General features: G+C 59.9%; 22 protein-coding genes. 9 read left to right on the plus strand and 13 right to left on the minus strand.

Translation table 11 applies throughout. The annotated features are described in order from the left end of the window. Positions 1-4: 4 nt before the first annotated feature. A complete protein-coding gene (locus LOY68_RS27755; protein WP_265041029.1) occupies positions 5-451 on the minus strand; it encodes a DUF2442 domain-containing protein in 447 nt (148 codons plus the stop codon). Beyond that, a complete protein-coding gene (locus LOY68_RS27760; protein ID WP_265041030.1) occupies positions 448-876 on the minus strand; it encodes a DUF4160 domain-containing protein in 429 nt (142 codons plus the stop codon). The genes LOY68_RS27755 and LOY68_RS27760 overlap by 4 nt, the downstream gene beginning before the upstream one ends. A gap of 241 nt (positions 877-1,117) precedes the next feature. Here LOY68_RS27760 and LOY68_RS27765 point away from each other — a divergent pair, with 241 nt between their 5' ends. The 3 genes from LOY68_RS27765 to LOY68_RS27775 all read left to right on the plus strand — a co-directional run bounded on the left by LOY68_RS27765 (position 1,118) and on the right by LOY68_RS27775 (position 3,540). Next, positions 1,118-2,029, plus strand: coding sequence for a LysR family transcriptional regulator (locus tag LOY68_RS27765; protein ID WP_265041032.1), 912 nt, complete (start codon positions 1,118-1,120; stop codon positions 2,027-2,029). Between the two features lie 210 nt (positions 2,030-2,239). Next, positions 2,240-2,680 (plus strand): type II 3-dehydroquinate dehydratase, encoded by a 441-nt coding sequence (gene aroQ, locus LOY68_RS27770; protein WP_054616693.1) that lies wholly within the window; start codon positions 2,240-2,242, stop codon positions 2,678-2,680. A gap of 5 nt (positions 2,681-2,685) precedes the next feature. Beyond that, a complete protein-coding gene (locus tag LOY68_RS27775; protein WP_265041034.1) occupies positions 2,686-3,540 on the plus strand; it encodes a shikimate dehydrogenase in 855 nt (284 codons plus the stop codon). Between the two features lie 105 nt (positions 3,541-3,645). On the opposite strand, the gene LOY68_RS27780 is transcribed toward LOY68_RS27775, so the two are convergent. After that, entirely contained in the window at positions 3,646-4,323 is a 678-nt protein-coding gene (locus tag LOY68_RS27780) for a TetR/AcrR family transcriptional regulator (protein ID WP_054616694.1), read from the minus strand. 102 nt (positions 4,324-4,425) lie between these two features. Then, complete coding sequence (gene quiC / locus LOY68_RS27785) at positions 4,426-6,327, minus strand: 3-dehydroshikimate dehydratase QuiC (protein ID WP_265041036.1); 1,902 nt, start codon at positions 6,325-6,327, stop codon at positions 4,426-4,428. A gap of 379 nt (positions 6,328-6,706) precedes the next feature. On the opposite strand from quiC, the gene LOY68_RS27790 reads away from it, so the two are divergent. Next, positions 6,707-8,023, plus strand: a complete 1,317-nt coding sequence (locus tag LOY68_RS27790; RefSeq protein WP_265045840.1) for an MFS transporter — start codon at positions 6,707-6,709, stop codon at positions 8,021-8,023. 125 nt (positions 8,024-8,148) lie between these two features. On the opposite strand, the gene LOY68_RS27800 is transcribed toward LOY68_RS27790, so the two are convergent. Further along, positions 8,149-9,027, minus strand: coding sequence for a DMT family transporter (locus LOY68_RS27800; protein WP_054052650.1), 879 nt, complete (start codon positions 9,025-9,027; stop codon positions 8,149-8,151). A 260-nt stretch (positions 9,028-9,287) separates the two neighbouring features. Between LOY68_RS27800 and LOY68_RS27805 the strand changes: the two genes are divergently transcribed. Further along, positions 9,288-10,181 (plus strand): neutral zinc metallopeptidase, encoded by an 894-nt coding sequence (locus tag LOY68_RS27805; protein WP_163911594.1) that lies wholly within the window; start codon positions 9,288-9,290, stop codon positions 10,179-10,181. Beyond that, positions 10,182-11,141: an alpha/beta hydrolase gene (locus LOY68_RS27810; RefSeq protein WP_265041039.1), complete on the plus strand. Its 960-nt coding sequence runs from the start codon at positions 10,182-10,184 to the stop codon at positions 11,139-11,141. It abuts the gene before it with no gap. 118 nt (positions 11,142-11,259) lie between these two features. On the opposite strand, the gene LOY68_RS27815 is transcribed toward LOY68_RS27810, so the two are convergent. The 3 genes from LOY68_RS27815 to LOY68_RS27825 all read right to left on the minus strand — a co-directional run bounded on the left by LOY68_RS27815 (position 11,260) and on the right by LOY68_RS27825 (position 13,395). Then, positions 11,260-11,853 (minus strand): HAD family hydrolase, encoded by a 594-nt coding sequence (locus tag LOY68_RS27815; RefSeq protein ID WP_054616697.1) that lies wholly within the window; start codon positions 11,851-11,853, stop codon positions 11,260-11,262. Beyond that, positions 11,850-12,719 (minus strand): acyl-CoA thioesterase II, encoded by an 870-nt coding sequence (tesB, locus tag LOY68_RS27820; protein ID WP_265041041.1) that lies wholly within the window; start codon positions 12,717-12,719, stop codon positions 11,850-11,852. Before tesB ends, LOY68_RS27815 begins: the two co-directional genes overlap by 4 nt. 106 nt (positions 12,720-12,825) lie before the next feature. Beyond that, a complete protein-coding gene (locus LOY68_RS27825; protein ID WP_054052640.1) occupies positions 12,826-13,395 on the minus strand; it encodes a GNAT family N-acetyltransferase in 570 nt (189 codons plus the stop codon). Between the two features lie 85 nt (positions 13,396-13,480). Here LOY68_RS27825 and LOY68_RS27830 point away from each other — a divergent pair, with 85 nt between their 5' ends. Beyond that, complete coding sequence (locus tag LOY68_RS27830; RefSeq protein WP_265041043.1) at positions 13,481-14,401, plus strand: histone deacetylase; 921 nt, start codon at positions 13,481-13,483, stop codon at positions 14,399-14,401. A gap of 282 nt (positions 14,402-14,683) precedes the next feature. Next, positions 14,684-15,922, plus strand: coding sequence for a TIGR03862 family flavoprotein (locus LOY68_RS27835; RefSeq protein WP_265041044.1), 1,239 nt, complete (start codon positions 14,684-14,686; stop codon positions 15,920-15,922). 117 nt (positions 15,923-16,039) lie between these two features. Here the strand turns inward: LOY68_RS27835 and LOY68_RS27840 are convergent, their stop codons facing one another. Continuing rightward, on the minus strand, positions 16,040-17,374 hold the full coding sequence (locus tag LOY68_RS27840) for a DEAD/DEAH box helicase (RefSeq protein ID WP_265041046.1): 1,335 nt from the start codon (positions 17,372-17,374) through the stop codon (positions 16,040-16,042). A gap of 52 nt (positions 17,375-17,426) precedes the next feature. Then, entirely contained in the window at positions 17,427-18,353 is a 927-nt protein-coding gene (gene yedA, locus LOY68_RS27845) for a drug/metabolite exporter YedA (protein ID WP_163911586.1), read from the minus strand. Positions 18,354-18,516: 163 nt separating this feature from the next. On the opposite strand from yedA, the gene LOY68_RS27850 reads away from it, so the two are divergent. Further along, a complete protein-coding gene (locus LOY68_RS27850; protein ID WP_054052630.1) occupies positions 18,517-18,969 on the plus strand; it encodes an Lrp/AsnC family transcriptional regulator in 453 nt (150 codons plus the stop codon). A 243-nt stretch (positions 18,970-19,212) separates the two neighbouring features. On the opposite strand, the gene LOY68_RS27855 is transcribed toward LOY68_RS27850, so the two are convergent. The 3 genes from LOY68_RS27855 to LOY68_RS27865 all read right to left on the minus strand — a co-directional run bounded on the left by LOY68_RS27855 (position 19,213) and on the right by LOY68_RS27865 (position 21,236). Further along, entirely contained in the window at positions 19,213-19,824 is a 612-nt protein-coding gene (locus tag LOY68_RS27855; protein WP_054052626.1) for a PolC-type DNA polymerase III, read from the minus strand. 22 nt (positions 19,825-19,846) lie between these two features. Continuing rightward, a complete protein-coding gene (locus tag LOY68_RS27860; protein WP_054052625.1) occupies positions 19,847-20,326 on the minus strand; it encodes an NYN domain-containing protein in 480 nt (159 codons plus the stop codon). 136 nt (positions 20,327-20,462) lie between these two features. Beyond that, complete coding sequence (locus tag LOY68_RS27865; RefSeq protein ID WP_265041049.1) at positions 20,463-21,236, minus strand: DUF2076 domain-containing protein; 774 nt, start codon at positions 21,234-21,236, stop codon at positions 20,463-20,465. Positions 21,237-21,257: the final 21 nt, after the last annotated feature.

Consider the following 21,257-nt stretch of genomic DNA (forward strand, 5'->3'; position numbering starts at 1 on the left):
CTGATTATTGGGCGACTTCGACCTTGCGCGGGCGACCGCCCTTTTTACCGTTAGCCCGCGCCGCTTCAGCCTTGGCGGCGCTGCTTTGGCGCCCATTGCGCGAGGAAATGACCGAGGCCGCCATATTCATCAGCGGCTTGCTGGCGGAAATCAGCCCGGCGATGGAGACGTGCAGGTCCTTCTCTTCATTGCACAGTGCGGTGCCCGAAAAACCGACGCTAAGCGCGGCAAAATCCTCGGCCTCAAAACCATCGAACTCCGGGAAGAGTTTCACAGGCAGCAACACACCCGCGCCATCCTCGAAGCGGATCGTCAGGCACCCATCCTGAAAGGTCACCGCCGTCGCCTGCAAAGTACTTTTGTGGCGCAGTCGCCCCCGTTCAATTGCCTCGTCCAGTACCTCTTCAGTCACTGGCCGATCCACCTGCAGTTTGGCCGATATCGTTTTCATAATTCGATCTCCACGCCCTCCGGTGCGCCTATCAGCGCCAGCAGGGTCTTGTTCTCATCAGGCTCGTAACACGCCGAACCAATCATGTAGGTCGTACTGGCGAGCCGTTTCATGACCACGACTTCATTGCTTTCCCCGTCCCACAACTGATTGTCGAGGCAAGCGGTGTGCAACTTGTCCCACCAGATGCCCCGCGCCCTGCGCAAGTGGGCCGGTTGCCTGAGGGCATGGCGCAATCCCTCCAGCAACGCCACCGGCGGGCGGCGCGACAGCGGCACCACATCCCAAAGCTCGACAGCGTTGTGCCAAAAACTGAATTTGAAGCGCGCGCTCCAGGTTCCGGCGTCCACATGCGCGTGTGGCGGGCAGTGCTCATCGCGCAGCATGATCACCATTGAAAACCCTTTGTAGCTGAATAATCTCATGCTAACCCATCCGTTAGGTTAATAAGTCGCAAGACTCGACATTCCTTGGAATTCCGATAACTGGCGCTGACTTCCCCAAATCAGCCACCTGAACTGAGCCTAGCTTTCGAGACCACGAACGCCCTGCCCACTACGCCGGAAAATGGTAAGCAATCCTTTCGTAGTAACAGGCTGTATTAATGCGCGGGTATTTGATAAATACAGAGCTCGAGCCTTCATTTGATCCCCGGCGTAATCAATCATGCAGCGACATTTCGACGATCTTCAGCTCGGCAGCATCGAGCTGTTTTGCCTGGCCGCCGAGGCTGGCAGCTTTACCGCCGCCGCGCTGGTCGCCGGAGTGACGCCGGCCGCCGTGAGCCGATCGGTGTCGCGCATGGAGGAACGCCTGGCAGTGTGGTTGTTCGCCCGCACCACCCGTAGCGTCAAGTTGACCGACAGTGGTCGACGTTATTACGAGGAATGCCGTCAGGCGCTGGCGCAATTGGTTGAAGCGCAAAGGGAGGTCATGGGCCAGCAGCAGGAACCGTCCGGCACCTTGCGTATCAGTATTCCTACGACCTACGCCCACCACCGGATCTTGCCGTTGCTGCCGGCGTTTCGCGCGCGGTTTCCAGCGGTGAAGGTCGAGACGCATATCAGCAATCGCAACATCGACTTTGTTGGCGAAGGCTACGACATGGCGATCCGCGTGCGGGCGATTCCGGATTCGGGTTTGATCGCCAGGCCACTGGAAGACGCGGCGCTGGTGATGATCGCCAGTCCCGATTACCTGAAGCGCGCCGGGGTGCCGCAAACCCTGGATGATCTCCCGCAGCACGAATGCATTCAGTACGAATTGCCCAGCAGCGGCCGGCGGATTGCCTGGCTGTTCAATGACAATGGCGAGCCTCGGGAGATTCTCGCCGAGGGCAATCTCAGTTGCTCCGACGACGTGCTGGGCGGCGTAACCCTGGCGAAACACGCTGCGGGGTTGTTTCAGACCTATCGTTTCATCGTCGAAAAAGAGTTGGCGGATGGCTCGCTGGTGGAAGTGCTCAAACCGTATGGCGGACGCTCGCGCCCCTTCACCCTGCTGTATCCGCAAAGTCGGCATGTGCCGTTAAGGTTGCGGGCGTTCATAGATTTTCTGGTTGAGCATTTGCCTCGTTAAAAGATCGCAGCCTTCGGCAGCTCCTACACCGGTTTTGCGTATACCTGTAGGAGCTGCCGAAGGCTGCGATCTTTTTCTTATGTCCGATCACCGCACACAAAAACCTGCGACATCGCCTCTTCAATTGACCAAATTAACCAGCTAGTACAATTTATCTCCACAGGCTGAAACCAACAGCCAATGCCAACAATAATAAGTGGAGAGAATCCGATGCCCCCTATCGTTCTGGTGCTCAACGGCCCGAACCTGAACCTGCTCGGCACCCGTGAACCGGCGACCTACGGCCACGAAACCCTGGCCGACATCTCCGCGATGTGCGGACGCGCCGCCGAGGAATTCGGCCTGACGGTGGAGTTCCGCCAGACCAACCATGAAGGCGAATTGCTCGACTGGATTCACGCCGCCCGTGGCCGTTGCGCCGGGATTGTGATCAATCCGGCAGCCTGGACCCACACCTCAGTGGCGATTCGCGATGCGTTGGTCGCCTGTGAACTACCGGTGATCGAAGTTCACCTGTCCAACGTCCACGCCCGCGAACCGTTCCGTCATCACTCTTTCGTCTCAGCCATCGCCACCGCAGTGATGGCCGGTTTCGGCAGCCACGGCTATCGTCTGGCGCTGGAGCATTTCAGCCTGCGTTTGAAGGGATGAGCGCCATGACACATAACACCGTGGTACTGGCCGGATTGATCGGCGCCGGCATCCAGGCCTCGCGCACGCCAACGCTGCATGAGCACGAGGGCGATGCCCAGGGCATGCGTTATCTCTATCGCTTGATCGACCTCGACCAGTTGCAGCTTGACCTTAACGCCCTGCCCGACCTGCTGATGGCCGCCGAGCGCATGAACTTCACCGGGCTGAATATCACTTTCCCGTGCAAGCAGGCCATCATCCCGCTGCTCGACGAATTGTCCCCGGAGGCCCGGGGCATCGGCGCGGTGAACACGGTGGTGCTGAAGGACGGAAAACGCATCGGCCACAACACCGACTGCCTGGGTTTTGCCGAGGGTTTTCGCCGAGGCTTGAAGGACGTTGTCCGTGAGCGTGTAGTCCAAATGGGGGCCGGTGGCGCAGGTGCGGCGGTGGCCCACGCGTTGCTCAGCGAAGGCGTCCGGCAACTCAGCATTTTCGATGTGGATGATGGCCGGGCGCAGGCGCTGGCGAACAACCTCAATCAGCATTTCGGCGCTGGCCGAGCCGTGGCCGGGCATGATCTGGAGAGTACCTTGGCGCTGGCTGATGGTCTGGTGAACACCACGCCCATGGGCATGAAAAAACTGCCGGGCATGCCGGTGCCGATCGAGCTGTTGAGGACTGAATTGTGGGTGGCGGAGATTGTTTACTTCCCGCTGGAAACCGAACTGCTGCGCAACGCCCGGGCCTTGGGTTGCCGGACACTGGATGGCGGCACCATGGCGGTGTTCCAGGCGGTGAAGGCGTTTGAGTTGTTCAGTGGCGTGGTGCCAGATGCGCAGCGGATGCTGGCGCATTTTCAAAGCATGAATGGGTGAGAATCAAAAGATCGCAGCCTTCGGCAGCTCCTACAGGATTGGCGTCGTGCCACTATCGTGCGGCACACATCGAACCTGTAGGAGCGAGGCTTGCCCGCGAAAGCGTCAGGCCTGCAAATAGCGCAAAACCGACTCGCAAATCATCGCCCGATGACGCTGCTTGACGGTTTCATCCGGCAAGTCGATCTGAAATATCTCGCTGAAGGTATGGCGGTTCGACACGCGGTAGAAGCAGAACGAACTGATCAGCAAATGCACATCCAGCGGGTCCAGGCCGGCCCGGAACACACCCTCTTCAGCTCCGCGACGCAGGATCTCATTCAGAGAATCGAGGATGGTGTTGTTCATCGCCTTGATCGCATCGGAGCGCTTCACAAACTCGGCGTTGTGAATGTTCTCGATGCAGACGATGCGCACGAAATCGACATTGCGGTCATGGTGATCGAAGGTAAATTCCACCAGCCGCCGAATCGCCTCCACCGGAGCCAGTTCGGCCAGGTGCAAACGGTTTTCGGTGCTACGGATATCGCCGTAGAGTTTCTCCAGCACCTCGACGTACAGCTGCTCTTTACTGCCGAAGTAGTAATAGATCATGCGTTTCGAGGTGTGGATGCGTTCGGCGATCGCATCGACGCGAGCGCCGGAAAGTCCTTGCTGGACGAACTCGACAATCGCCTCTTGCAGGATGTTCTCGCGGGTCTTTTCCGGGTTGTTCTTGCGACTCTTGCGAGGCTCCACAAGTGGTTCGTCTGGGGCTACGGGGAGTTCTGAAGTTATTGTCATTGCGGGCTCACGGCCATCACTGCACAGGCTGGCGATTATGGGCCGCGCTGCACAGTGAAGGAAGTCGCGCGGCCGTGGTTTAACCCCGTGTTTACGATTTTCCTACAACTTTGCCTGACGTACGGCACCACTTCGGGATTTGGCCATGGCCGCCAGGCGCACCGCGACGTTGGCCGCACCGTAACCGGCGTAGCCGTTTTTGCGCTGGATGATTTCAAAGAAGAATCGCCCTTCGAACGGCTCGGTGTAAACGTGGAACAGCTCGCCACCCTGGGCATCACGGTCGTAGAGCACGTTGAAATACGCCAGTTCGCTGAGGAACTCGTCATCGAAATCAAACCGCGCGGCGAGGTCATCGTAATAGTTGAGCGGGATATCCAGCAGCGGCACGCCCGCCTCTTTCGCACGGCTGACCTCGGCAAAGATGTCGTCGCAGTCGAAGGCGATGTGGTGCACCCCGGAGCCGCGATAACTCGACAGCGCGTGTGAGATCGCGGTGTTGCGGTTCTCGGAAATGTTCAGCGGCAAACGGATCGAACTGTCACGGCTGCGCAGCGCCCGGCTCTTCACCAGACCGTAAGGATCGGGCAGCACCACCTCGTCGTCCGCCTCGAAATCCAGCAGGCTTTTATAGAACAGCACCCAACTGTCGAGGCTGTCCGCCGGCAGCGCCATGGCCATGTGGTCGATGCGTTTCAAGCCGCCGCTGGCAGTCGCCGCCGGTTGCAAATTGAAATCGGTGCCGTAGACATCCGCGTGCTGATCCACCAGATAAATCAGGCTGCCATCCGGTGCGCGCACCGCCGCCAGCTCCAGTTCGTTGGGGCCGACCAGTCCGCGATAAGGCTGGCCCTTGTAGGCCACGGCGCGTGCGAGTGCACTGGCGCTGTCGTTGACCCGCACGGCGGTGGCGCACAGCGACGGACCGTGGGCTTCGAAAAAGCTGTGGGCGAAAGAGTACGGTTCGGAGTTGAGGATCAGGTTGATATCGCCCTGGCGCAGCAGGCTGACGCTCTTCGAGCGATGCTGCCCGGCCTTGACGAAACCCAGCCGCTCCAGCCAATGCGAGAGCTTGGCACCGAGGCTTTCATCCACCGCGAACTCCAAAAACTCGATGCCGTTGTATTCGCTGGCCTTGGGCGTTTCGAACAGGATGTCGACATTGGCTACAGGCTTGGCTTCCTGCGCCAGACGCTGGCGGGTTTTCTCCTCCAGGTACAGCAACGAGCGCAAACCGTCGGCGGCATTGGCTCGTGGCGGCGCGGCGCGGAAGCCGTCGTTGAAGATTTCCAGCGACAGCGGTCCGGTGTAACCGCTCTTGATAATTGGTGCGAGGAAACCCGCCAGATCGAATTCGCCTTGCCCCGGGAAGCAGCGGAAATGCCGGCTCCACTCCAGCACGTCCATGGCGAGGATCGGCGCATCGGCCATTTGCACGAAGAAAATTTTGTCGCCGGGAATCTCAGCGATGGCGCTCGGATCACCCTTCAGCGACAGCGTGTGAAAACTGTCGAGCAGCACACCCAGACTCGGATGATCCGCCTGGCGCACGATGTTCCACACCTGTTGATAAGTATTGACGTGGCGGCCCCATGCCAGCGCTTCGTAACCGATGCGCAAACCGCGAATGCTGGCGCGTTCGGCCAGCAGGTGCAGATCATCGATCAGGATTCGTTCATCACCGAGGGAATCAGCTGACGCGTTGCTGCACACCAGCACCAGGTCCGTGCCGAGTTCCTGCATCAAGTCGAACTTGCGCTCGGCCCGTTCCAGGTTACGTGGCAGGCGATCGCGGCGGCAGCCTTCGAAATCGCGGAAGGGTTGAAACAGCGTGATGGCGATCCCGAGATCGGCGCACATCTGTCTAATTTCCCGGGGGCTGCCGTCGTAGTAGAGAAGGTCATTCTCGAAAATCTCCACCCCGTCGAACCCGGCGGCGGCGATGGCTTCGAGTTTTTCCGGCAGGGTACCGCTCAAGGAAACGGTGGCAATGGAACGTTGCATATCTCGACTCCCGGTGATTGCACATCCCTCTGTAGGAGCTGTCGAGTGAAACGAGGCTGCGATCTTTTGACGTTGGCTTTTAAGATCAAAAGATCGCAGCCTCGTTTCACTCGACAGCTCCTACGAGGATCGCGTTTTCTTGGGGTAAATTATTGGCTCCAAGCTTCCACACAGCAATTCAAAGTGTACTAGCCAGTTAGTTTTATGTGCGATTATCGAACACAATGACCCTTGGCGAATTGACGATTTTTTGTCCACTGCCCAACATCCACTGCACATTGAGTCCGGTCATCAACCGCCGAGGCTCGGTTACCAAAGACCTAGAACACCACATAAAAATAATCGGGTGGCCTACATGACTCCTTCTCAAAGCTCTCCCATGGAGCGTTCCTCCATGACTCCTGCCTCCGGCGGCATCGGTGACAAAATCCGCGGCGCCATGGCCGTCGGCAAAACCCGTTGGGGCATGCTGGCACTGGTGTTTTTTGCCACCACCCTGAACTACATCGACCGCGCCGCACTCGGCGTCATGCAGCCCATCCTCGCCAAGGAAATGAGCTGGACGGCGATGGATTACGCCAACATCAACTTCTGGTTTCAGGTCGGTTATGCCATCGGCTTCGTGCTGCAAGGCCGATTGATCGACCGGGTCGGCGTCAAGCGCGTGTTCTTTTGCGCGGTGCTGCTGTGGAGCCTGGCCACCGGCGCCCATGGCTTGGCCACGTCAGCCGCAGGCTTCATGGTCTGTCGGTTTATTCTCGGTTTGACCGAGGCCGCGAACTACCCGGCCTGTGTGAAAACCACCCGGTTGTGGTTCCCGGCCGGCGAGCGGGCCGTGGCCACCGGCATTTTCAACGCCGGCACCAACGTCGGCGCGATGTTCACGCCAATGCTGTTGCCACTGATCCTCCACGCATGGGGCTGGCAGGCAGCGTTCCTGTGCATGTCGGCATTGGGCGGGATCTGGTTGCTGTTCTGGGCCTTGAAGTACTTCAACCCGGAAGATCATCCGAGCGTCAAACAATCGGAACTGGACTACATCCAGAAGGAAGTCGAGCCGGAACAATCCCGCGTATCGTTCTCCACCATCCTGCGCATGCGTGGCACCTGGGCATTCGCCCTCGCCTACTCAATGACCGCGCCGGTGTTCTGGTTCTACCTTTATTGGCTGCCACCGTTCCTCAATCAGCAATACAACCTGGGCATCAACGTGACCCAGATGGGCATCCCGCTGATCATCATTTACCTGACGGCAGACTTCGGCAGTGTCGGCGGCGGGATCCTGTCCTCATTCCTGATCGGTCGCGGGATCAACCCGATCAAGGCGCGGCTGATGTCCATGTTCCTGTTCGCCTGCTGCATTATCGGCGTGATCATGGCGGCCGGATCGAGCAACCTGTGGGTCGCGGTGGCCGCCATTTCCCTGGCCATCGGCGCACACCAGGCCTGGACCGCGAACATCTGGAGCCTGGTGATGGACTACACGCCTAAACACATGATGAGCACCGTGTTTGGTTTCGGTGGGATGTGTGCGGCGATTGGCGGGATGTTCATGACGCAGTTGGTCGGGCACATCCTGACGGCCACCAATAACAACTACACCGTGCTGTTCACCATGATCCCGGCGATGTACTTCATCGCGCTGATCTGGATGTACTTCATGGCACCGCGCAAGATTCCTACCGTCACTCAGTAAAAACACGACACCCCCTGTGGGAGCGGGCTTGCTCGCGAAGGCGGTGTGTCAGGCAACGATAATGTTGAATGACACACCGCTTTCGCGAGCAAGCCCGCTCCCACAGTTCGTTCAGTGTTAATCCCCTACCGGCGGCTCTGCTGCCAAGCCGCCGCCAACCCACTGCAACAAATCACCGCAATCCCGACCACCGTGGTCAGGGTCGGCGTGTGGGAAAACAGCAGCCAGCCAAGCAACCCGGCAAACACAATCTGACAGTAACCAAACGGCGCCAGCAGCGCCGGGGCGGCGTAGCGGAAGGCCTGGGTCAGGAACAAATGCGCGGTCATCCCGCAGCTCCCCAACGCCAGCATCAACAACCCATGACCGAGAGTCGGCACCTGCCAGAAGAACGGCACCAGCGCGCTCATCACCAGGGTGTTGCACAACCCGGCGAAGAAGTTGCTGGTGGTCGGGCTATCGATCTGGCTGAGCTTGCGGGTGAGCAACTGATAAAAACAAAAAAACATCGCCGAGCAGAACGGCAACAAAATCGCCGGGGTGAACAGTTCCCCGCCAGGGTGGACGATGATCAGCACGCCGATAAAACCGCAAATCACCGCGATCCATTGGCCACGGGTGACGTGTTCCTTGAGCAACGGGACTGACAACGCGGTGACCAACACCGGCGCAAGAAAGTTGACTGCCGTGGCTTCGGCCAAGGGGATGTACAACAAACCGGTGGTGAAGAACAGACTGGTGCCCAGCAAGCACAACGCCCGAGCCAACTGCAGTAAAGGTCGCTTGGTGCGTAGGACGCGCAACCCGGATTGCGGCAGAAAAATCCCGGCCATCAACAAGGTGTGCACCAGGTAACGGGCCCAGACCACCATGATGATCGGGTAGAAACCGGAGAGGTATTTGGACAGCGCGTCATGGCTGGAAAACAGGAACGTCGCGGCAACGATCAGCAATATCCCTTTGAAGGGTTTGTTTACACCGGAGAGGGGGGTGCTGATGGTCATGGAAATCCTTTGGAATTTTAATTCCAACAATTTAGAACCTGGTTCCAGATTCTTACACAGGCGAACGAAAAAAGTGTGCGAACAACGCCCCGCTTCCGTCTCTGGGACAAATACCCGGCGCCTGACGGAATTTGCCGCGCGATTGACGCTCAATACAACGCTGTAGTTTTCTGGTTAACGTTGAAATATGGACGACCGGACTGGCGCCGCACCTACACACCAACAACACTCATCACCACGTACACATCGAGGATTCCCACATGCTATGGAAAAAAGGCCGACGCAGCGACAACGTGGTCGATGCCCGAGGTGATGATGCCGGCGGTGGTGGCGGCGGGATGCGCTTCGGCGGCGGCAAGGGCCTGAGCCTGACGGCGATCCTGTTGATTGTCGGGATCGGCTGGATCACCGGCCAGGACCCGATGCAGATCCTCGGACAACTGACCGGGCAAATGACCGAGCAATCGGCACCGGCCACGAACCAGACCCGCAAGGCGCCACCAGCGAATGATCAACAGGCCGAGTTCGTGCGCTCGATCCTCGGTGATACCGAGGACACCTGGGGCCAGATTTTCCAGCAGGCCGGCAAGCAGTACAAAAACCCGACACTGGTGCTGTTCAGCAACCGCGTGAACTCGGCGTGCGGCCTGGCCACTTCCGCGACCGGCCCGTTCTACTGCCCGGCTGACCAGAAGGTCTACCTGGACATGGCGTTCTTCCAGGAAATGTCGCAGCGTTTTTCCGCTGCCGGCGACTTCGCCCAGGCCTACGTGATCGCTCACGAAGTCGGACACCATGTTCAGACCTTGCTCGGTGTTTCCGCGAAAATTCAGACCGCTCGCCAGCAAGGTCGGCAGATGGAAGGCGATGGTGGTTTACTGGTGCGCCAGGAACTCCAGGCCGATTGCCTGGCCGGGGTCTGGGCCAACAATGCGCAGAAGCGTCTGAACTGGCTGGAACCCGGTGACATCGAGGAAGCCCTGAACGCCGCCAACGCGATTGGCGATGACCGTTTGCAGCAGCAAGGTCAGGGCCGCGTCGTACCGGATTCCTTTACCCATGGCACGTCAGCGCAAAGGGTGCGCTGGTTCAAAACCGGTTTCGCTCAGGGCCAGGTCGGCCAGTGCGATACCTTTGCGGCGAAAAATCTGTAAATGCATAAATGGTTGTTGGTGTTGTTGATCGCCTGCGCGAGTGCCCAGGCCGACGAGCACGGGGTCAAAGAGATCAGCCCCGGGCGCCTATTGTTGAAAGAAGGTGAGATGGCGGTGGGCATGGGCCCGGCGCCGGCGAAAATCGAGCGGGTGCTGATCATCATCCATGGTCGATTGCGCAACGCCGAGACCTACCGTCGCAGCGCCGAGAAGGCGGCTGAAGCGGCCGGGCAAAGCGCGAACACGCTGGTGATCGCCCCGCAGTTTCTCAATGAAACAGACGTCACGCGCCATCCCGTGGCGGACAGTGTGTTGCGCTGGAAGGGGAATGACTGGATGGCCGGCGGGTTATCCACCGCGCCGTTTGCCCTGAGTTCGTTCGCCGCCCTCGACCAAATCATCGACAGGCTCAGCGACCGCCGGCAATTTCCGGACGTGAAGCAGATCGTCATCGCCGGTCACTCCGGTGGCGGCCAAGTGGTGCAGCGCTACGCACTGCTGGCCCACGACCAACCGGCGCTCACGGTGGCCGGGGTGAAAATTCGCTATGTGGTGGCCAACCCATCGTCCTACGCCTACTTCAACGAGCAGCGGCCGGTAGCGTTCGACCATGCGCGCTGCACCGGTTTCAATCGCTGGAAGTATGGCCTGACAGACCTGCCCATCTATGCCAGTGGGCAAACGGCGCCGCAGATTGAGAGCGTTTACATCAAGCGTGATGTGACTTATCTGCTGGGTCAGCAGGACACCGACCCGCAGCACCCGGCGCTGGACAAGGGTTGCGAAGCTGAAGCCCAAGGCGCTTATCGCCTGGTTCGCGGGCATAACTTTTTTGATTATTTGCTTCGGCGAAATCCACAAGGGGTGAATCAGCGCCTGATCGAAGTGCCTGGGGTCGGGCATAACGGGGATGGGATGTTTACGTCGCCTGAGGGGCAGAAGGTTCTGTTCAGTCAGTGAGTTTTGTATGGCCTGACAGGGCCTCTTCGCGGGCAAGCCTCGCTCCTACAGGGGAATGCATTTCCAACTGTAGGAGCGAGGCTTGCCCGCGAAGACAATTAACCAAACAACAAATTACTTAAGCGAAAAGCATCCGCCGCAACTCAACACAATCCGCCGCATGCCAATCCGCCAACTCCGGCCACGGGTTATCCGGCAAATTCACCAACACCGTCCGCGCCCCTGCTGCCCGACCGCAATCCAGATCAAATCGATAATCACCGACCATCACCATCTCGCTCGCCGGTACGTTCCAGGCTTCGGCCAATTTCAACAAACCGCCGGGATGCGGCTTGGGCGGTGCTTCGTCACGACCCAACACATCCTCCACCGCAAAGCAGTCCGCCAGGCCGATGGCCTCCAGGGTCACATGCGCCAGCTCCCGTGCATTGCGCGTGAGGATGCCGAGGCGATAACCGCGCCCGGCCAGTTCACGCACCAGTTCAACCGCGCCGGGTGCCGGTTTCGAGCCCAGCGCCAGATCCCGTTCATGCTCCAGCAACCACGCATGTTTGGCGGCGGCTTCTTCGGCGGGCAGTGCGGCGAGATGGGTCAGGATGTCGTCTTCGGCCGGGATCGCCAGCGCCACGCGGATCGCCGCGAAGTCATGCACGGCCACCGTCAGGGTGCCGTCCATGTCGAACACCCAGTGCCGCACCTCGGTAAGGCTCATGCCCAATCCTTGCGATGACGAATCAGGCCTTCCTGAGTGACCGAGGCCACCAGTTGCCCGGCACGGTTGAACACGCTGCCACGGGAGAATCCACGGGAATTACCGGCCCACGGACTGTCCATCGCATAGAGCAGCCAGTCATCGGCGCGCAGGTTGGAATGGAACCACAACGCGTGGTCGAGGCTGGCGACCTGCATGTCTTTCTGCCACACCGATTTGCCATGAGGCAGCAACGAGGTGGTCAGCAGCCCGAAGTCCGAGGCGTAGGCCAGCAGGTATTTGTGCAGCGCCGGCGAATCGGCCAAGGCACCGTCGGCGCGAAACCAGACGTACTTGATCGGGTCGGCCGCTTGCGGGTTGTAGGGATCTTTCTCGGTCACCGGGCGGACTTCGATCGGTTTCGGGCAGAGCAATTTTTCGCGCATGTGTTCCGGGATCAAATGCGCGCGTTGTTGGGTGAGCTCCAGTTCCGACGGCAGGTTTTCCGGGCCGACCACTTGCGGCATTTCGGTCTGGTGCTGGAAGCCTTCTTCGTCGTACTGGAAGGACGCGCTGCAGGTGAAAATCGGGTTGCCCTTCTGGATCGCCGTCACCCGGCGGGTGCTGAAACTGCCGCCATCGCGCACCCGGTCAACCTGATACACCACCGGCAACTTGGCATCGCCCGGACGCAGGAAATAACCGTGCATCGAGTGCACATGACGCGCCTCTTCAACGGTCTGACTGGCCGCCGACAGGGACTGACCGAGCACCTGGCCACCGAACAACTGACGGAAACCCAAGTCCTGGCTGCGGCCACGGAACAGGTTTTCTTCAATCGGTTCCAGCGTCAGCAGGTCTACCAGATCTTCCAATACTTGGCTCATTCAGGCTCTCCTCACACAAAGCAATGCCGCGCAGTCTTGGCTGCGGCGGTCGATTCAGTTAATGGCCCAGGCCAACATGGCGACCATTGTAAACGTCCGCGCCGGCTTATCCATGCAAGGTTTGCAGCCATTGTTCACGGGTGATGCGGTACAGGACATGGTGACGCAGCGGATGCTCGGGTGCGAGCTTCGGGTGGTCGAAGTCATCGGCTGAATCATGCTGCATGCCGATGGCCTGCATGACTTTCTCCGACGGCAGATTGGCTTGCGCGGTGAACGCAACGACCTCTTTCAGCGCCAACCGGTCAAAGCCGCAGCGCAGAGCGGTCCACGCCGCTTCACTGGCGTAACCCAGGCCCCAGTGCTCGCGGGCCAGGCGCCAGCCGATTTCGGTGGCCGGGGTGAAAGGCGCGTCAAAACCGACCACACCCAATCCGGTAAAGCCGATAAAAGCGCCAGTGTCCTTGCGCTCCAATGCCCAGAGGCCGAAACCGTGCTCGGCAAAGTGCCCGCGGATCCGTCCGATCAGTGACGCACTTTCCAGTCGGCTCAAGGGCTCGGGGAAATAACGCATCACCTGCGGATCGGCACACATCGCCGCAAACTCCGGCAAATCCTCATCGCTCCATTGCCGCAACAGCAAGCGTGCGCTTTCAAGTTCCAGTATCGGCTCCATTGTGCCCCTCCAATTCCATACTCCGAGTCTACATCGCTGGTAGGATCCTTCACTCATCCCACCTGCATTCCTACACAAATCAGCCATGCCCCTGCCATTGATCTACCACGAAGACTACAGCCCCGAGTTCCCGGCGGAGCATCGCTTCCCCATGGACAAGTTTCGCCTGCTGCGCGATCACCTGGTGGACAGTGGCCTGGTCCGGGACATCGATCTGCTGCGCCCGGAACTGTGTCCGGCAGAGATTCTCGCCCTCGCACATGACCCTGCGTATATCGAACGCTATATGAGCGGCGAGTTGTCCCGCGAAGACCAGCGGCGCCTCGGCCTGCCCTGGAACGAAGCCCTGGCCCGGCGCACGGTGCGGGCGGTTGGCGGTTCATTGCTGGCGGCCGAGCAGGCGCTGGAACACGGTCTGGCCTGTCACTTGGCCGGCGGCACGCACCACGCGCACTACGACTATCCGGCCGGGTTCTGCATCTTCAATGACCTGGCGGTGATCAGCCATTACCTGCTGGAAAGCGGTCGTGTGAATCGGGTGCTGATCTTCGATTGCGACGTGCACCAGGGCGACGGGACTGCACGGATCCTGCACAACACCCCGGACGCCGTGACCGTTTCCCTGCACTGCGAAAAGAATTTTCCTGCACGCAAAGCCGAAAGCGACTGGGACATTCCCTTGCCTAAAGGCATGGGCGATGCGGATTATTTGAAGGTGGTGGACGACGCACTCAACTACTTGCTGCCGCTCTACCAACCGGACCTGGTGCTGTATGACGCGGGCGTCGATGTGCATAAGGATGACGCGCTGGGTTACCTGAAGCTGACCGACGAAGGCGTCGCCGCCCGGGACGAAAGCGTGATGCGCCACTGCCTGGGCCGCGACATTCCGGTGGTCGGAGTGATCGGCGGCGGCTACAGTAAGGACCGCCAGGCCCTGGCCCGCCGCCACGGCATCCTCCATCACAGCGCACAAAGGGTGTGGCAGTCATCAGGTTGTCATTGAGGTATGAATCTTTACCCACAATGCCTGTGGAACTGCCTGTGGATAACCTGAGTGAAAGGGCCTGCACCCCAGGCTTTGTATAGCTCTCAGAACACTGGTTGTTTTTTGATCACTACTTCAAGAACACCACAACACCCATGTGGGAGCGAGCTTGCTCGCGATGAGGCCATCACATTCAACATCGATGTTGGATGAAAGACCGCTATCGCGAGCAAGCTCGCTCCCACAGTTATCGGTGCTGGTAGAATGCGCGGCTTATTCCGCCACGCCGCAGCTCTCGCCATGACCCAATCCGCCGCCCTGCCCCTTCAAGTCGCCATCATCGGCGGCGGCCCCGCCGGCCTGATGGCCGCCGAGGTCCTGAGCCAGGCCGGGATCAAAGTCGATCTGTACGACGGCATGCCCTCCGTAGGGCGAAAATTCCTGCTGGCCGGCGTCGGCGGCATGAACATCACCCACTCCGAAGCCTACCCGGCGTTCCTCTCGCGCTACGCCGAACGGGCGCCGCAAATCGCCCCGCTGCTAAGGGCATTCGGCGCCGATGCGTTGTGCCAGTGGATTCATGACCTGGGCATCGAAACCTTTGTCGGCAGCTCTGGCCGGGTTTTTCCTACGGACATGAAGGCCGCGCCCCTACTTCGCGCCTGGCTAAAACGCCTGCGCGATGCCGGTGTCGTTATCCACACCCGCCATCGCTGGCTCGGCTGGAATGAGCACGGTGATTTGCGTATCGCCAGTCCCGACGGCGAAATCACGGTCAAACCCGACGCCACCCTGCTCGCCCTCGGCGGCGGCAGTTGGTCGCGCCTGGGTTCGGACGGCGCATGGATGCTGCCACTGGAACAGCGCGGCGTAGGACTGGCGCCGCTGCAACCGAGTAATTGCGGCTTCGAGGTGCAGGCCTGGAGCGAATTGATGGTCAGCAAATTCGCTGGCGCGCCGCTGAAAAATATCGCGATTGGCTTGAATGACGACATCCCACGCCTCGGCGAATGCGTGATCACCGCCACCGGGATTGAAGGCAGTTTGATCTACGCACTGTCGGCGCCGATTCGCGAAGCCATCAATCAGCACGGCTCAGCGACCATTCATATCGACCTGTTGCCGGGCCGGCCTGTGGATAAAGTTGAGGCTGCGCTGAAGAAACCGCGCGGCTCGCGATCGATGTCCAAGCACCTGCACAGTCAGCTTGGAATTGATGGTGTGAAAGCGGCGTTGCTAAGAGAGTTGACGGCGGCCGAGTGTTTTGCCGATCCGTCGTTGCTGGCCAAAGCGATCAAGGCGTTGCCACTGACGCTGGTGAAAACCCGTCCATTGGACGAAGCCATCAGCAGTGCGGGTGGTGTGAAGTTCGAGTCGATGGATGAGCGCTTGATGCTCAAGCAACTGCCGGGCGTGTTCTGCGCGGGGGAAATGCTGGACTGGGAAGCGCCGACGGGGGGCTATTTGCTGACGGGGTGTTTTGCCAGCGGGCGCGCGGCTGGGTTCGGGATGGTGGAGTGGCTACAGCGTAAGCGCTGAAGACCGCGGCGCGCCCTTCGCGAGCAAGCCCGCTCCCACATTTGATCCGTGTCGTATGCAGATCAAATGTGGGAGCGGGCTTGCTCGCGAAGGCGGCCTAACAGACGCCGAATCTTATTAAGGCTTTTTCTTACGCGGTCCAGTGTTAAACACCGGCACTTTGCGCACAGGCTTGATCGAAGGCTCCACCGCCGAAGCGTCCCCGCTCTCAACCCACTTACCCAAGTTGCGCTTACCGCCACCGGAGGTCTTTGGCTTCTTCGGTTTCTTCGGCTTCTTCACCACCTGACCACTGGAATCGGTATCCGGCACCCGATGCTCAGGCTCGAAATCCTGTTCCATCTGGCGGGTCAATGTCTGACGGGTCAACATCTCGATGGCCGACAGCTGATTCACTTCATCGGCGCACACCAGGGAAATTGCCTCACCGGTAGCACCCGCACGCCCGGTACGACCGATGCGGTGGATGTAGTCCTCGGCCACAATCGGCAGGTCGAAGTTGACCACCAACGGCAGATCTTCAATGTCCAGACCACGGGCCGCAACATCGGTGGCAACCAGAATCTGTACTTCACTGGCCTTGAACCGATCCAGCGCCCGCTGACGGGTCGCTTGAGGTTTGTCGCCGTGGATGCCATCGGCATTGATGCCCAGGCCCTGGAGTTTTTCCACCAGCGCGTCGACGCCGTTGCGGGTCTTGGCGAACACCAGCACCTGTTTCCACTTGCCCTTGCGCAGCAAATGAATGAACAGCTCCGGCTTGCGCTTCTTGTCCACCACCACAACCCATTGCTTCACCGTGTTGGCGGCAACGTTGCGCGGGCTGACTTCGATGCTCAGCGGATCGTTGAGCATTTGTCCGGCCAGCAAGCGGATCGCGTCTGAGAAGGTCGCGGAGAACAGCAGCGTCTGGCGTTGCTTAGGCAACACGCGATAGATGTTCCCCAACTCCTCGGAAAAGCCCAGGTCGAGCATGCGATCGGCTTCGTCGAGGATCAGGGTTTGCAGCTGATTGAACTTGAGGGCTTTCTGGCGATACAGGTCGAGCAGACGACCCGGGGTCGCCACCAACACGTCGACACCTTTGCGCAGCTTCATCATCTGCGGGTTGATGCTGACGCCGCCGTACACCGCGTAAGTGCTGAGCGGCAGGTTCTCGGCGTACTGACGCACGGCTTCGTGAACCTGTTCGGCCAGTTCGCGGGTCGGCACCAGGATCAACGCGCGCACCGAGTTGGAGGCAACTTTCGGCCCTTCCATGGCCAGCAACTGCAGCAGCGGCAGCGCGAAACCGGCAGTTTTGCCGGTGCCGGTCTGGGCCGCAGCCATCAGGTCGCGACCGGCCAGCACCGCCGGAATGGCTTGCGCCTGGACCGGCGTAGGCGTCTGGTAGCCGAGCGTCTCAAGAGAGCGCAGCAAAGGTTCGATCAGGCCAAGGGAGGCGAAAGTCATGGGATTACCGTAGGAAAAATCAGAGCGGATAGGCGATGGCGCGCAGTTTACCCTAATTCACACGGGATTCTGTCGGTGCCACCACCGCAGGTCGTTCTGGCGCCCGCCGCCACTGCGGCAAGCCGATCAACACCACGGCGCTGATGATCACCGCCATGGCAATCGCCTCTTCAATACCAATGGTCTCGCCGACGAACACGATCCCCAGCAACACCGCCACCGCCGGGTTGACGTAGGCATAACTGGTGGCCGCCGCCGGACGCACGTTTTTCAACAGGTACATGTAGGCGTTGAAGGCGATGATCGAACCGAAGCCGATCAGGTAAGCCAACGCGGCCCAGCCTTCCATCGGCGGCAGACTGTCCAGGTGTTCGCCGCTGACCGCGCTGCCGATTAGCAACACCACACCGCCCACCAGCATTTCCACCGCACTGGCCATCGCGCCTTGGGGCAACGGCAAGTGTTTGCTCCACACCGAGCCGAAGGCCCAGGTCGCGGCGGCAAACACCAACAACGCCGCGCCCAACGGGCTCGATTGCAGGTTGGAGCCAAGGTTGAGCATGGCGATGCCGATCAGCCCGAGCACAATCCCGGCCCATTCGAGACGGGTATTACGCGCGCCCCAGAAATATCCGCAGAGCAAGGTAAACAGCGGCACCGTCGCCACCGCCAGTGCGGCAACGCCGGACGCGACCCCAGTGTGCTCGGCCACGCTGACCGCGCCGTTGCCGAAACTGAGCAGCAAGATGCCGATGATCCCCGCCGCTTTCCACTGCGCCCAGGTCGGTGCCGGCGCCCCGCGCCAGCGCAGGAACGCGTACATCAGCGTCCCGGCAATCACAAAGCGAATGCCGCCGAGCATCAACGGCGGCCAGTACTGCACGCCGATGCGAATGACCAGATAAGTCGAGCCCCAAATCACGTACAACGCGAAGAATGCGGCGATCAACGGCAAGGGAAAGCGACGTAAGCCAGGCATGGGGCAGCTCGTAGGCAGGACAAGGAGATCGAATATTCTAGAAAGGCCAGGCGCTAAAAATAAGTTACAAAACCTGTTTATAGCGCCGGTACACTTTTCAAAGCACGGAGATCTGCGCGATAAACCGTGATTTCGAAAGTCATGTCATTTTCAGGAATTTACGATGGACAAGTACGACCGCATGCTCCTCAGCGCCCTGTTGGAAAACGGTCGGGCGTCCTACGCCGAACTGGCGCGCAAAGTGAATCTCTCCGCCCCGGCCGTGGCCGAGCGCGTGGCCAAACTTGAGGCCTCCGGGGTGATTACCGGTTATCAGGCGACAGTCGACATGTCGAAAATCGGCCTGCCGATCCAGTGCGTGATCGAACTGCGCCTGAACCAGCACGGCAATCAAAAGGCCTACGACGACCTGATCAAAATCCCGCAATTGACCGAGTGCCATCGGGTGACCGGTGATCCGTGCGTGATCATGCAAGCGGCGGTGGGGTCGATGCCGGAGCTGGAAGAGTTGATCAATCGCATCGCCAAGTTCGGGTTCAGCAAGACGTCGATTGTGCTGTCCAGCGCGATAGAAAAGCGCGTTCCGTTGGGGCAGTTGGAAGGAAATGGTAAATAGCGATCCCGTAGGAGCTGTCAGAATCCGCGAACGCCGCTATATCCGGCGCCTAGCAAATACGGCATGTCTTTAGCAGGCCGCAGGAGATCCAATGTGGGAGCGGGCTTGCTCGCGAAGGCGTCGGCACATCCAACATCAATGTGACAGACACACCGCTTTCGCGAGCAAGCCCGCTCCCACAGGGTATTTGTGGGGTGTCAGTGGGGGATTTGTGGGGTGTCAGTCAGAAACAGGTGGAGTCAGTCAGAACCCGCGATGGCGTTTCAGGTGTTCGTTGATCTTCGCCGCCGGCACTTTCTGCAGGCTGACCAGCAGATCATGCGACAACTCGCGCAACCCATGCTGTTGACGCAGTTGCTCTGCCAAATGCGTCGTCAGGTTGGCGGCCATTTCCGCATCCGCCATCGCCCGGTGAGCTTTGCCGGTGTTGGGCAGACTGGCGAAGGTGGTGAGGGTGCCGAGTTTGTGGTTCGGTGCGGCCGGCATCAACCGACGGGCCAGCAACAGCGAACAGGCAAAGTTCTGCAACCGCGTACGCTTGATCCGGCCCAATTCAAAATCCCAGAACTTCTGGTCGAACGCGGCGTTGTGCGCCAGCAGCGGGGTGATGCCGACGAACTCGTTCACCTCGTTCATCACCTGCTCGGCCGATGGTGCGGTGCGCAGCATGGCGTTGCTGATGCCGGTGAGTTGTTCGATGAAGGCCGGTACGCGCACGCCAGCGTTCATCAGGCTTTGGTAACGCTCGACGATGCGTCCCTGTTCAAGGATCACCACGGCAATTTCCGTGGCCCGGCAGCTGCTGCTCGGGGAGATCCCGGTGGTTTCAAAGTCGATGACTGCTATGCGTTCCAAACCTGTTTCAACTCCGTATAAATCAATTCTTGAGCAGCAACGCGCCTTCGATCGGCACGTAGCGGCTGGCGGCGCGGATCAGCGAGTTGGCGGTCAAACCCGGCACGCCGTAAGCCACCGCTTGCACGCCGTGCTTGCTGATGATGCGCTCCAGCAGCATGTCGAAATCACCGTCGCCGGAGGCCAGCACCACTTCGTCGACGTGGTCGGCGGCGTCCATGATGTCGAGGGTGATGCCCACGTCCCAATCGCCCTTGGCCGAGCCGTCGCTGCGCTGGATGTAGGGCTTGAGCTTCACGATAAAGCCGAGGTTGCGCAGGATCTGCTGGAACTGCTGCTGTTTGCTGTCACCGCGATCGATGGCGTAGGCATAGGCCTCGACGATCTCGCCCTGTTTGCTGATATCAGCCCACAGCGCGGCATAGTTGAAGTGGCAACCATAGGCCTGACGCACGGTGTAATAGAGGTTTTGAACGTCGGCGAACACTGCGATTTTCTTCATCGCATTTCCCTCTTGGCGCACAGGCGCAGGCTTGGATCAGGCACCTGGCCCGAAAAGTCGCCCAGTATGCCAGCCTGAAGGATTGTTCCGCGAATAATCGGCCCGGGGCACGTGCGCGCCCCGGACGAGTGGTGGGTCAGACGAAGGAGTCGTCGTCATCGCCGCCGAAGAATGACGAGCTGTCATCGCTATAGTCGGCGTCGGTGAAATTGCCCTGGTCGTTGGCATCGTTGCCGGCCACGTTCTGGTCGTTGTTCCAGTCGTTGCCACTGTGGTCGTTGACCTGGGCTGGCTCTTCCTTGATGACTTCGACGATTTCCTGCGGTTGCTGGTTGCTGTGGAACAGGCTGCTGATGCCCTGCGCAAGCATCACGCCACCGGCCACGCCAGCGGCGGTTTTCAGTGCGCCGCCGAGGAAGCCGCTGCCGACCGGCGCTTGCTGTTGCGGCGCATAGTTTTGCTGCGGGGCGCCGTAGTTCTGTTGCGGCGCACCGAAGTTCTGCTGTGGCGGCTGCGAATTGAACGACGGCCGTGCCGGCTCACGCCAGCCGCCAGTCGATGGCGGAGCACTTTGCGTCGGCGCAGGTTGCGGATCGCGGGAGCCGCCACCGAAGATGCTCGACAGGAAACCGCCACTGCTTGGCGCTGGCGCGGAAGCCTTGGCCTGTTGCAATTCGGCCTGCAATTGCTGGATTTGCTGGGCTTGCTGTTTGTTCTGTTCGTCGAGGCTTTTGATCGCAGCCTCTTGCACCAGAATCGCCTGGGTCATGAAATAGCCCGCGGCGGGCTGGCGAGTCAGGTGCTCCTTGATCCGCGCCTCGGCCTGGGCGTCACGCGGGGCTGAATCCGTTTCGGCCTGTTGCAGCCGGGAAAACAGTCCATCGATCAGGGTTTGTTCTTCGCTGTTCATGGCGACCTCGTAGATTGCCGG

Source organism: Pseudomonas sp. B21-053, from assembly GCF_026016365.1.
Classification (GTDB): domain Bacteria; phylum Pseudomonadota; class Gammaproteobacteria; order Pseudomonadales; family Pseudomonadaceae; genus Aquipseudomonas; species Aquipseudomonas nunensis.